This is a genomic window from Candidatus Epulonipiscium sp. (genome assembly GCA_012519205.1).
Lineage (GTDB): Bacteria > Bacillota > Clostridia > Lachnospirales > Defluviitaleaceae > JAAYQR01.
In genome coordinates, this window is the sequence record JAAYQR010000021.1 from 1 (window position 1) to 13,367 (window position 13,367).

Sequence of the window (13,367 nt, forward strand, 5' to 3'; positions counted from 1 at the left end):
GCGAACCTTAGGATACCCCTATTATACCGATTAAATATATTTGCTCTTTCTGGTGATAATACTATATAAAAAGAGTATGTCCTAGGACATACTCTTTTTATTATTAATTTGTTAATTCTACTAGCTTTACAATCATTTTTGCTACAGCTGCACGCGTTGCTTTACCTTTAGGATCAACTTTATTATCGCCAACCCCACCAACGATATCTAAAGCCCTTCCTGCCTTTATGCTTTCCCTAGCCCAGCTTGAGACCTTATCCATATCTGCAAAGTCCGCTTCTTCATAACCTGAAATATCATTTAAATTAATTTGTGTTAAATATTTATAAGCTGCCATAATCATGGTAAACATTTGCTCTCTATTTATTGCTTCATCAGGTCTGAAAGTTCCATCGGAATATCCTCCTACAATTTCTGCATCCCTAAGAGCTAGGGCATATCCATAATAGTATGCATCTTCCTTTAAATCACTAAATGGATTTTGATATTCCTTATTAGGATTAATTCCTAGGGCCCTACCTATGAAAGTTACCATTTGACCCCTTGTTACCAATTGGTCTGGAGCAAATAAGTTTTCTGTTATTCCACCGGTAATATGTCTCGCCGCTAAAACTTCTATAACCTCTTTTGCCCAGTGGTTTTGGATATCGGTAAAGGTCTTATTATACTCCATCACCATGTAGGTGCTAAAGTGGTCCGTTTCAAAGATTATAGCATTTTCTTCAAATTTACCACCCTTAAATTCTACATTAGCATTATCACCTATATAATAAACCCCTGCTTTACGTTTATCCTTAATACTATCTAAATCCTTTTTATCCATTGGAATTCGCACTTTAACTTTATAGTTAAATTGTTTGATTTTAGTTTTATTTCCATTGGTATCTATAGCTAATGCCTCAAAATCAAATGGTATTCCATAGGATATTAATCCTTTATTTTTGCTTGCTAGTTTTTGCTTTAGTATATCAATATCCTTGGTGGGTTCTCTATTTATAAGAATATCCTTCGCATTAATTAGGATATTGCTACTAATAGCTCCTGCCGGTAAAACTATATCTCCACTAGGAGTTTTGATTTGAAGAGCAATGGCTTTTTCTTTTAGTTCTGCCATAATATCAGCCGGAATCATAACTTCTATAGTATCTTTTTTATCTATATTTTCTATATTAATAGTAATGGCTATATTCTCTTTTATGAGGGTTTCTATTTCTTTACTATTAATATCTTTGATACTATTTATAACTTTTTCCAAAGCTTTATTAGCATCTTCTATTGCCTTTTTCAAATCCTCTTTATCTGCTTTTACAACCTTTTTACCACCTTTTTCTTCTACCTTAGGTGTTAATTGTCCTACTTGATTTAAGATATTAGAAATATATTCTGCCTGCTTTTTATTTACCTTAACTTCCTTATCTAATATCTTATCTAGTATCTTATTGGCTTGTTCAGAAGTAACCTTATCTAAATCCTTAAGATCCTCTAAGTCTTTAACTTTGTCTACTATCTTATCCTTAGGTTTAGAAGGAGAGCCTCCACTAGAACCACCGGAGCTTCCCGAACCCCCGTCTCCTGGTTCTTCTGGTTTGCTAGGTTCTTCTTTCTTAATTTTACCTAGTATAAAGGTTCCCCCATCTTCCATAGAAGGGAGAGTTATAACCACTGTACCTTCTTCACCCACTGTATACTTTTTACCACCGTATGTTTCTTCTATTTCTTCCCCTTTAGCAAATGGTACTGATAATTCTAACCCTTTGGCATCTCCTAGATTTAATCCAACTAAAACAGATTCATTCTTGTGTTTTCTTTCAAATACAAGATATCCATCAGCATTGGAGCCTGCCAATTTTGTGCGGTTCCCTTTCGCAAATATATCTAAATATTTTTGTCTTGCACTAAATATCTTTCTGTAGTGAGATAGAACATCGTTGCCTTCTACTTCATCCCATGGCATATCATAACGGTTGTCATAATATGGATAGTTACTCTTCCCACCTAAACCTAATTCTTCACCGTAGTAAATAACCGGTTGCCCCTTAGATGTAGCCTGAAGGGAAGCCGCTATCTTAAGCTTATTCTTGTCATTTCCTACGCGGGTTAAAAATCCATCTTCATCATGACTTCCAAGGAATTGGCCGAACATATAATCATTGCCTATTACTTGGTTTCGATTTTCTAAATAGCTTTCTACTCCATCAATATTTCCATTTACGAAGTCTGCAGCCTTATATTTAAAATCAAAATCAAGTAAAGAATCCATCTTTCCATTACTTAGATGTCCTAAATCATTTCCGGGTGTTGCACCGTATGATTCACCTATCATTTTAAAGTCCGGTTTAACTTTGGTTAAGGCATTCTTAAATGCTACCAACATTTCATTTTGAACATGCTTTACAGTATCTACACGGAAATAATCTATGGTGTTTCCCTTAGAAGTTCTTGCGATTTCATCAACCCAAGCAACTTGCCAACTAATAACTTGATCCCTAACTTCTGGATCTTCTGTTATGAAGTCTGGAAGCCCTGATAATTCTCCTGTAATGTCATCTCCATCTACAGGGTTTTCTCTAAACATTCCCTTAAATCTATCCCTATCTTCATCTGTTGGATATCCGATGACACTATCTGAGTCCTCTTCAACTACCCTTAAACCATATCCTGCATGGTTGATAACTACGTCTACCATAATCTTAATGCCTTTTTCATTAGCTGCATCGATTAGATTATGGAATTCTTCTACAGTTCCCAAATGAGGATTAAGCCTTTCAAAATTGCTTGCCCAATATCCATGGTATCCATAGAAAGGAGTAATATGCGGATCTTGATAAAATCTTACATCATGTTTAATATTTTCTACTATAGGAGTAATCCAAATGGTATTAACCCCTAATTGTTTTAAGTAGTCTAATTTTTGTGTAACTCCCTTAAAGTCTCCTCCGTGATATGCACCAGGAGCATCTAAATCATAATCCCCTATACCATATGGATCATTATTGGATTTATCTCCATCATTGAATCTATCAGTTAGCATGAAGTAGATTACAGCCTCATCCCAATCAAAGTCTGCCTTTTTAGTTTTAGCTCTTGTTTTTACTTCCACATTTGTAGAAGTTCTATGAACTATTCCATATTCGTCTAATATTTCTATTGGAAGTGTTTTAACTCCTGCTGCAACCTTCTGCGAAACTGCAATCGTAACAGCATTTAACTCCGTAGGTATTTCCACCTTATTGCTTCCACCAATAGTACTTAAATCAACATGGATTTCTTTTGCCTTTACATCTTCACCGGTTTTTGTGTTTTTTATATCAAGAGTAAGTACAGCATTTTGATTATAATCAATAACCTTTGGTTCTACAGCCACCTTGATATCTAAGTCCAGCTTAACAATCTCAATAATTGACTTTCCAGTATCATCAGTGTTTTTAGGGTCACTTATTTCTATTGTTTCGCCATCTTTAATAATCCTAAATAGGTATTCATAAATACCTTCCTCGGCATTTTTAATGGTATATTTGAAATACTCATTTTGCTTATCATAGATCATTTCGTAAGCAATACCATTTATAACTACCTCTACCTTTTCAATGGTGTCTAACTTATCTTCTTTATAGAGCTCTTCATCCCTATAATAGAAGGTAATATCTCCATCCCTTAAGACTGGTCCACTTACATAAGGCACAACAAGTAATTCTTTTACCATGCTTCTAACTGTAACTTTTGTTATTACTTGCTCTGGATGAAGAGTAATATATCTATCGTCTTGGATATCTTGTTTAGCAGTATCCCAATCGGTTCCCTTTCTTACAATAAAACCTACACTAGTAACCCCTGGAGCTACTTTTATGGTTGTCTTAGCATAATCAGAATTTATTTCAGTGAAATCAACTTGATCTACATCTTCTGTACCTGTGCCCCATACCCACAGATTCCAGTCTTCATATTTTCCATCTTCTCTTACATATTTTAATTCAATAGCTCTTTGCTCATATTTTTTAACTACAATCTCTTTTTCTGCCTCTACATTTCCACTTTTTGCTGTGATGATTACTCTACCAGGTTTTACACCTAAAACCTTTCCTGTTGTATCTACTGTTGCAATGTTTGCATCAGAAGATGTCCATGTAATAGTAGGGCTTAGGATTTTCTGATTATACTGGTCAAATACTTCAGCTTTTAGTTGAATACTTGTGGTTTCGTATACTGCTTCTTGCCCTGTTAAAGTAATCTGCATCGGATTTAATTTTCCTACATTTACTTCTACAGTATCTTGAAGTTCTCCTGAAATTCCTGTAATAATTGCTTTTCCTTCTGATATCGCTTGGATTCTTCCATTTGTTACAGTTGCTACTGACTCATCAGAAGAAATCCAAGTGATATTTTGATTTTGCATTATTCTTCCTTTTTGGTCTTTTACAACTGCTGTTATGGTCTTTGTACTTCCAGCCTCCAAGCCTATTGCATCTTCTTCTATTTCAATGGTAGTCGCTACAGGTTCATAGTCATCAGCTATATCATATAGTACCATCATAGAAAGAGGTGCAACTTCAACTGCATTTCCATTAACGACTCCTATGGTTTCTACCCCTGCTGCTGTTTCATCAACAACTATATTCCATACAGAAGAGTCATTGGGGAGATTTACCACTTGTTTAGTTTTATTTGCATTGTAAATAACAACAATATTCTTCCATGGATCTCCATTGGCAAAGTTCTTTAATTTAAATACAATCACATTACCATTAGCATGGATAATTTGTAGATTATTGTTTATTGCTTCTTTCGTTGTCATCTTAAAGGCAGGATGATTTTTTCTAAGTTCTATTAATCCTTGATAATAATCAAATACTTTTTCATACTCTGTCTTTAGTTCCCAACGAATTTTATTAATTTCATCAGAACTTTTATAGCTGTTATGATCTCCATATTTACTTCTTAGCATTTCATCCCCTGCATGGATAAATGGAATCCCCTGGGATGTAAATACTATACCATTTGACAATAAGCTTCTTCTTACTGCCTCGTTCTCTAAAGGATTAGATTCAGTAATTATAGCATGGGGATTTGTGGTAGTTTCAGGTTTTAGGGCCTTATTCATATCCGCCATTACCTTATCCCAAATATTTAAGTTATCATGAGCTGCAACATAGTTAATGCTTTCTGTAGGAGCATTAGTAAAATCATCTATGGCACCTTTTATACCCTGTACCACCCTATCCTCTTGTCCAGTTGCCCCTGTTGCAAAACCTGGATCCTTGCCATTTCCATTCCCACTAGCTGAGCGAACGGCATTACGAAGATTATCATTAAACACCGCAAAGTTTTTATCCTTTTGACTTCCTTTTAGGGTTTGGAGTTCTGCTGCTAAAGGGCTACCTCCTGCTGTCCATGGTTCTCCATAAATTAAAAGGGTTGAATCTATCTCATTATGAAGTTCCGTTGTTATTTGTTCCATGGTATCTATATCGATAAGGCCCATAAGGTCAAATCTATATCCATCAACACCATATTCCTCCGACCAATATCTTACAGAGTCCTTGATAAACTTACGAACCATTGGCCTTTCGGAAGCAACTTCATTCCCACAACCGGAACCATTGGTAAATTTACCATAGTTATCTGTACGATAATAATAACCTGGGACTATCTTATCAAATGGACCTTCTTCGATTTCAAAGGTATGGTTGTATACTACGTCCATGATTACACGTATTCCATTATCATGAAGTGTTTGAACCATTTCTTTAAACTCTTTTACTCTAGCTTCTGGATTAGTTGGGTCTGTAGAATATGATCCTTCTGGTACATTGTAGTTTTGCGGATCGTATCCCCAGTTAAACTTTGGATTTTTAGAACTTTCATCATCAACTGTTAATTCATTAACTGTTTTAAAGTCATAAGCAGGAAGCAAATGAACATGGGTAACTCCTAGTTCTTTTAGATGGTCAACGCCTGTTTTTACCCCATTATATTTTGTTCCCGTTTCTGTAAATGCCTTAAACTTACCCTTATTAACCATTCCTGAATTTTCGCCAATGGAGAAGTCTCTTACATGAAGCTCATAAAGAACAGCATCGGTTGAATTAATCATGAATGGCTTATCCATTGGATCAAAACCACTAGGATTAGTTTTGTTTAAATCAATTACTGCTCCTCTTTGACCATTCGCTGAAACTGCCTTTGCATATGGATCTATCGCATAGTTAACAGTTCCATCTGCAAATTCAACTTTATACATGTAATATTTTGATTCTAAATCCTGAGGTATAGTAATCTCCCATACTCCAGCGGATACTTTTGTCATTTCTGTCTCGTCGCCATCGGTATGGTCCGTTACTATTCCTGCATTATTATAGGTACCCGCTTCATTATATAAAGCTACACTTACTTGTTTAGCTGTTGGTGCCCATACCTTAAAGGTAGATGTATTTCGATTATAAGATAATCCTAAATCATTTCCTTTATATACAAACTCGGAATCATTTAAAACATCTCTCATAGTAACCTTAGAAGAATTAAATCCTTCTATGAATATTTCATAAGCTTCAGTTACATCTATATCTTTTTTTGTTGTTACTTCAAATAATTTATCAGTTAATTTTTTCGTTGTTACGGGTATAGTATTTCCTTGGGAATCTTCTAGAGTAGCATTTATAGTATTTCCTTCGATTGCATGAGTGGTAGAACATACTATTTTTGTTTTAGAGTCTGCTAGGGCACTCATAACTCTCTTAGAAGTATCAGGTCGACTAGTATATACTGTTTTATCTCCCTGAACAATCCATACTTCTGTAGAATCCTCCCCTTTTGGTATTTCTATTTCCCTTTCTTCTTCTTGTGCCGTCCAATTTTCTCCTAATCTTGTGATTATGCTGATTTTAGGTTCTGTATATTTAACAATACCAACGGCAAAACCTTCTTCATCTAGTTCATTTTTAAATTTATATGCTTCCCCATTCTTACCTTCTGACCAAATCCACATATCCCAATCTAATGATTTATCATCATATCTAAAGTAGTGGATAGTATATGTATACATGTTTTCTAAAATAGTTATAGCTCTTTCAATCTTATATCCTTCATAGGTTCCAACAATGGTAATTTTTGTGTTTGGAGTTGCGTCTGTTCCAATTTTTAGCACATCACCTTCTATGGATACATTATTTATTGCTTCTTTTAATGTCCATACGGGAGATACCTTTTGTTTGTTTCCATCTTCATTTAGGAATTCTGCCTCTAAGGTAATTGTATCTCCTAAAGGTGCCTCGGAAGGAATAGAACTTGTAAGCCCTGGAACCACTAACATACTGTTACCATTTGACATGTTTGGATTTAAAGGATCAATGAAGTCATTTTTCCATTCTCCTGATACAGTATTAAACTTATATTCATAGATTCCCGGTGCAAGGGGAATAGTTTTTTCAAACATTCCTTCACCGTTCTTAGCCATAGGGATTCCTGTATTGTCCCATCCATTTAATGAGCCGACAATATACAACTCATCTCCATCATATTTTGCTTTAAAGGTTACAGTTCCATCTCCATTAACTTTCGGAGTTTCAATAAGTTCATCTGCTGTTGTAAAACTTAATTTTTCTTCATCATTAACATTACCTATTTCATCTTTAATGCTACCTTCTCCTACAGTAATTGTGTAAGAGGTCTTAACCTTAAGGAATTCTTTTAAAGAAATTCTAAGCGTATTATTGTTTACCATAGAAGTAGTAAATGGTACTTCTGGTGAAATAACAATTTTACCATCGTCCTCTACGGAAACATTTTTATTAAATTTAAAGTCTATTTGTTTTGTAGTTGGTAAAACATTAGTTTCTCCATCCTGTGGTGTTGAACTATTTAATTTAGGCTTTTCTGTTGGAAGTGGCTTTTGTGGGAGTGTATCAGTAACACTATCCTTACCATATCCTTTAGAAGCATCAAAATAAATACTGATATCCTTTGCTTCATCTGATGAATTTGTAAACTTTAGATTATTTAATCCATCACTAATTTTATAATCCCAATCACTGGCATTTTGAGGATTTAAAATAATTGCAAATTCAAGAGTTTCTCCTGGTCTTAGAACATCATATACATATTTAAAAACAGTTCCTTCGACGCATTCCATCTTTGCATTTGAACTTTCTGGATTCCAATTTCCAAAAGCCTCAGCGGCTCCTACTATGGTAGGTACTAATCCATTTGGATAGTTTATATCATCTAAAACGACATTAATACCTTCATAAAATGTAAACTTTACATTTTGATTTTCTGTGGTTGTATCAAAGGTGCTATTACCTCCAGCATCCACAATTTTAAACCCATGCCAATCCTTTCCATCTACAACCCCTTTATATCCATACGTTTTAGCTTCGGGTATTTCAATAGTTCCCTCCCATACCCCTTCTGATACCGTTGTTAAGAGGTTGGCATCTGGATTCCATCCATTAAAATCTCCTGCAATGGAAACGGAACTTGCCGAAGCTTTTGCTTCTTTGTTAGGTATAATCCCAACGAATAAGCCTACCATCATACTTAAGGTTAGTATCCACGAAATAACTTTTTGTGATTTACCTTTCACTTTCATTTCTCCCTTCTAGATTTAAAATCATGTTACCTTTATATTTAGAAACATCCCTCCCCATTAGATACTTCTTCATCATAAAGAACCATCATAGAAATAGGAGCAATCTCCATATTTTTAGAATTGATTGTTCTTAATGCTTTTGTACCTGCCTTTTTTTCATCAACTACTACGTTCCAACTATCTGTGTTTTCTGGAAGGTTTATTATCCTTTTTTCCTTATTAGCATTGTAAATAACTATAATATTTTTCCATATGTCTTTATTAGAAAAATTTCTAAGTTTAAAGGCGATTATATTATCCTTTGCTTCTATTATCTCAAGGTTTTCTTTAATATGTTTTTTTGTTGTCATTCTAAATGCTGGATGAGCCTTTCTTAAGGCTATTAATCCTTTATGATAGTCAAATACCTTCTTATATTTTGATTTTAACTCCCAACGTATCTTATTGATATCATCGGAACTTTTAAAGCTATTATGATTTCCAAACTTACTTCTTAAAAATTCATCCCCTGCATGGATAAAAGGTATTCCTTGAGAGGTCAAAACTATGCCATGAGCTAGAAGAACTCTTCTTACCCCTTCATTATCTAGCAGCTCTTCTTCTTTAATAAATTCATGGGGTTTTTTATCTTTCTTAGGATCTAACTCCCTATATATATCCGCCACCACTTTATCCCAGATATTAAGGTTGTCATGGGCTGCTACATAATTAATACATTCTGTAGGAGAATTAGCAAAATCATCTATAGCTCCCTTTATTCCTTCTATAACATCCTTTTCCTGATTAACTCCCCCTGTTGCAAATCCTTGATCACGACCGTTTCCATTACCTTTTGGAGAACGAATTGCATTACGAACATTATCATTGAACACAGCAAAACTTTTATCTTTTTGTGTGCCCTTTAGGGTTTGAAGTTCTTTAGGTAGAGGCGTAGGGGCTGCTATCCAAGGTTCACCATAGATTAAGATAGTTGGATCAATTTTATGAAGTTCCTGCGTCAACTGCTCCATGGTGTCTATATCAATAAGTCCCATAAGGTCAAATCTAAATCCATCAATTCCATATTCCTTTACCCAATACTTAACAGAATCTATAATATACTTTCTTACCATAGGTTTTTCTGAGGCTACTTCATTACCACAGAATGAACCGTCAGTGAAATTACCTTCATCATCCATACGATAATAATATTTGGGAACAATCTTATTAAATGGTCCATCCTGTATTTCAAAAGTATGATTATATACCACATCCATAATTACACGAATTCCATTATCATGAAGGGATTGAACCATTTGTTTAAACTCTTTAATGCGAGCTATTGGATCGGTAGGATCAGTAGCATAAGAACCTTCTGGCACATTATAATTTTGAGGGTCATACCCCCAATTGAATTTGGGCTCAGTAGAATTTTTATCATCTACTGCTAATTCATTTACTGTTTTAAAATCATAGGCAGGCAGTAAATGAACATGGGTAATCCCCAATTCTTTTAGATGTTCAATTCCAGTAGATATATCCTTATATCTTGTACCTACCTCTGTAAAGGCCAAAAACTTACCCTTATTTTTCATCCCTGAATTTTCACCTATGGAGAAATCTCTTATGTGAAGTTCATAAATAATTGCATCTGTTGGATTTAGCATAGGAGGCCTTTTATTTGGATTAAAATTTTTTGGATTGGTCTTGTCTAAATCAATAACCACTCCCCGTTGACCATTGGCTGATACTGCCCTAGCATAGGGATCCACGGAATAGTCTATTCTTCCATCTTCATGTTCTACTTTATACATATAGTACCTTTTCTCCAAGTCTTTATTTACAGTAACTACCCATACTCCATCCACATCTTGTTTCATATCTATTTGATTGTCACTGGTATGGTCTTCTATAAGTCCTAGATTGTTGTATTTTCCCGGACCATCATATAGGCATAAAGTTACCTTTTTAGCAGTAGGTGCCCATACTTTAAAAGTAGAATACTTTAAGTTATAGATTACTCCTAGATCTTCTCCGGCATAATAATTCATCTTATCCCCCCCAAGGAAGTCTATTTTTAAAATATGTAGAATATAATACAAATGCAACCGATTGCACTAATTATTAATATGTTACCATATAATTTATACCTATGCAATATTTTCTTATATAAAATAACCAATGGCTTAGGACTAAAATCCTAATATTTATGTATATTTAAAGTACATTTCTTAATACCTATATGTTTTTCTATAATTTTACTATTTTATAGCTTTTTTATATCCCGTCAATTAAACCGTTTGTCCTATAAAAAGAATTTCAAAAGACTGCTAATATATCCTAAGTATTAACAGTCCTTTGTTATAACATTTTATCTTATTTGTATAGCCCAATCCCGATTATTATTATTATCCCATCTACTGCCGTCATTAAATACTATGTCTATTTTATTTCGTGCCTGGGCCGGTATCTGCAAGGTTACTTCCCAAATATTATTGCCTTTAGATATCATATTAGTTTCACTAATACCGTTCCAATTATCATACCCCCAGTATGCTTTAACTACGGATGTACCATGTAGTGGACGATCCTTTGCATAATATGTAATCTTAATGGTATTTCCTTCTGTTTTATAGCCAAAGGTTTCCGTCGGAATTATAGGCCCTTCACCATTATCTTTCTCAGTTTTAATACTCCAGTCCTTATTATTATTATTATCCCACTTACTACCATCGGTAAATACAATGTCTATTTTATTTTGGGCTTGGCTAGGGATATTTAAAATTACTTCCCAAATATTTTCACCTTTGGATGTCATACTGGTTTGGGTTATTCCCTTCCAGCCATCATATCCCCAATGGGCTTTAACTATAGATGCACCATGAAGTGGACGGTCTTTTGCATAATATATAACTTTAATAGTATTTCCTTCTACATTATAGCTAAGAGTCTTTGTTGGAATTACTATTGGATCCTCAACTTCGCCCCCGCCTTCGTCCTCTTTAACGCCAATACTCCAATCCTTACTATCATTATTATCCCATCTGCTACCATCGGTAAATACAATATCTATTTTGTTTTGGGCTTGGGTAGGGACATTTAGGGTTACTTCCCAAATATTATTGCCTTTTGATATCATATTAGTTTGGGTTACACCCTTCCAGCCATCATATCCCCAATGAGCCTTAACTATAGATGCACCATGAAGCGGGCGATTTTTTGCATTGTATGTTAAGGTAAAGCTTTGCCCGATGATAGGAGTTGCTGGATTTATTGCAACTGTATCTCCTAGAATAGTAGGTTCCTTATCGTCTCCACTGTTATCTCCATCATTACCACTACCATTTTCATTATATAGTACTATTATACTGCCTCCTGGTATATCCCCTCTAACTTTTCCGTTAGTTACCTGTAATGTGGCATTACCTGTAGCTTTATTTGTATAAACTCCATCCTTTAGTCTAGTTGGAGAATCGATATATGCATTTCCCCCAACATTAACGATAACCATCCCCGCATTACCACGTTCAATAATCATGGTTTCATTTCTTGTCCATCTTAAATATTCATCTTTTCCTACCATAGCATTACGGAATTTATTTACAGCTACAACATCCGCGTCTTTCCATAGTGCTTCTAAAGGTCTAGCTAAAAATCTTGGGGTCACTTCTGCCCTAGCTGCCGCAACAGCAAAAGCCATTTTTCTTTCCCATTGCCCTAGGCTTCTTGAAACATTATGTTCATAGTCATCATGGTTTTCTACATATACAAAAGATTTATTCGCTGGTAGAGTATGATTTCCATGATTGATAGTGCCAAGTCCTGTCAAGTTCTTTGATGTTACAGCATTTCTTAGGGATCCACCGTATCCATGGGCCGTAATATCAAAATACGTTAAGTATGCCTGATAATTATCTCCACTATCTGGTAAAACCTCTCCGACAAGATATAAACTATCTTTGTTTCTAATACTACCTAGGACTCTGTCCCAATAATTACCTTGCCAAGGCTTTCCTGCATCTTCATACTTATTGGTTTCTATATGTTTTGCTGCGTCAAATCTAAAGCCCCCTGCCCCGGCGTCAATACATTCATTTAAAAAAGCTATATGCATATCCTGAACGTCTTGCCTTTGGGTTGCTAAATCTGGCAGCCCCCCAAGGTTTTGTTGTGTCACCTGTTCCCTATCTTTATAGTTACCAATAGCACCTCGGTTATGATAAAGTTCATGGCGCTTTAACTCAGCTGCTACAGCATCTGACCATTGTCCCGGGCTATTACCTTCAGCCACATGGTTTAAGACAACATCTACAATAATATCAATGCCATATTTTTTTGCTTCATTACATAAATCTTTAAAATCGTTATAACTGCCTAATTGAGCATTCCCGATGTGAAAATTCGTAGGTTGATATAAAAGCCACCATTGTCCTGTACCTTTTGTGCCTTGAACCGGGGATACCTGAATAGAGTTATATCCCGCCTGTGCAATTTCTGGCAGCATATTTTTTATATCTTTAAATCTCCACATATAAGCATGTAACATAACCCCATCTTCAGTTTTTAAGGGTAAATTATACTGTCCAGCTGCATAGGCTATAGGAGCATCATTAAATCCATAATCTATGGCTGGCAGAGTAAAGAAAATGCTAAAAGCAATTAAAGTATATGCAATAAATCTTTTTAAAACTTTGTTTTTCATTCTTTTTGCTCCTTATAAGTTTCCTATTTAAAATCCTTATTACTTCCAAGCACGCTTCTAAAAAACCCTTGTATAAAATCCGCCCTCCTTTATTAAAATCTC

Annotated in this window: 3 protein-coding genes; all 3 read right to left on the reverse strand. The window is 34.9% G+C overall.

Annotation, left to right across the window (positions count from 1 at the left end):
• Positions 1 to 103: 103 nt before the first annotated feature.
• The 3 genes from pulA (GX308_06640) to GX308_06650 all read right to left on the reverse strand — a co-directional run bounded on the left by pulA (GX308_06640) (position 104) and on the right by GX308_06650 (position 13,265).
• Positions 104 to 8,584 (reverse strand): type I pullulanase, encoded by an 8,481-nt coding sequence (gene pulA, locus GX308_06640; GenBank protein NLK21751.1) that lies wholly within the window; start codon positions 8,582 to 8,584, stop codon positions 104 to 106.
• 38 nt (positions 8,585 to 8,622) lie between these two features.
• A complete protein-coding gene (gene pulA / locus GX308_06645) occupies positions 8,623 to 10,614 on the reverse strand; it encodes a type I pullulanase (GenBank protein NLK21752.1) in 1,992 nt (663 codons plus the stop codon).
• Between the two features lie 320 nt (positions 10,615 to 10,934).
• Complete coding sequence (locus tag GX308_06650) at positions 10,935 to 13,265, reverse strand: alpha-amylase (GenBank protein ID NLK21753.1); 2,331 nt, start codon at positions 13,263 to 13,265, stop codon at positions 10,935 to 10,937.
• Positions 13,266 to 13,367: the final 102 nt, after the last annotated feature.

Coding starts and splice junctions, on each gene's coding strand:
- pulA (NLK21751.1), bottom strand. CDS start 8,584: ATGAAAGTGAAAGGTAAATCACAAAAAGTTATTTCGTGGATACTAACC.
- pulA (NLK21752.1), bottom strand. CDS start 10,614: ATGAATTATTATGCCGGAGAAGATCTAGGAGTAATCTATAACTTAAAG.
- GX308_06650 (NLK21753.1), bottom strand. CDS start 13,265: ATGAAAAACAAAGTTTTAAAAAGATTTATTGCATATACTTTAATTGCT.